This window comes from Pseudomonas brassicacearum (genome assembly GCF_003732265.1).
In the GTDB taxonomy this organism is placed as follows: domain Bacteria; phylum Pseudomonadota; class Gammaproteobacteria; order Pseudomonadales; family Pseudomonadaceae; genus Aquipseudomonas; species Aquipseudomonas brassicacearum_D.
This window is the reverse complement of sequence record NZ_MOBK01000062.1, coordinates 1-787: the sequence shown is the minus strand read 5'-3', so window position 1 is coordinate 787 and position 787 is coordinate 1. Positions and strand designations below refer to the sequence as shown.

The following is a 787-nucleotide window of genomic DNA, read 5'->3' as shown; positions in this document are numbered from 1 at the left end:
CAACCTGTGGGACGCCGGTTTCTCCGCTTCATGGGAACTGGATTTCTGGGGCCGCGTGCGCCGCGAAACCGAAGCTGCCGACGCCAACCTTGAAGTCGCCGAAAACGACCGTCGCGGGGTGCTGCTGGCGGTGCTCGCCGACACCGCACAAAACTACATTCAACTGCGCGGCGTGCAGAACACCCGCGCCGTCACCGAGCAGAACCTCGACGTCGCGCGGCACAGCCTGAAACTCTCGCAACTGCGCCTGGCCGACGGCGTGGCGACTGATCTCGACGTCGCCGAAGCCGCTGCGCAAGTGGCTGCCATCGAATCACGCTTGCCGGCGCTGGAACAACGCCAATCGCAACTGATCAATGCGATTAGCCTGTTGATGGGCGAACCACCACAGGCATTGGCCAAAGAGTTATCCACAGACGCCGACGTGCCGCAGTCGCCGCTGCAAGTCGCCATCGGCCTACCGTCACAACTGGCCGAACGCCGACCGGACATCCGCCAGGCCGAAGCGCGCCTGCATGCGGCCACCGCCAACATCGGTGTGGCCAAGGGCGATTTCTATCCGCGTATTACCCTGTCGGGCAACCTCGGCTCGCAAGCCATGCAACTCAGCGATTTCGGCTCGTGGAGCTCGCGCGCCTTCGGCATCGGCCCACAATTCAGCCTGCCGTTGTTCGACGGCGGACGCCTGCGCGGCATGCTGCAACTGCGCGAAGCGCAACAACAGGAAGCCGCCGTCGCCTATCAGCAAACCGTGCTGCGCGCCTGGCATGAAATCGACGATCAACTG

Annotated in this window: 1 protein-coding gene; it reads left to right on the top strand. The window is 63.9% G+C overall.

Annotated elements, in window-relative coordinates:
• Positions 1-787, top strand: a 787-nt coding sequence (locus tag BK660_RS30045) for an efflux transporter outer membrane subunit (RefSeq protein WP_123436398.1), incomplete at both ends; no start/stop codon positions are given.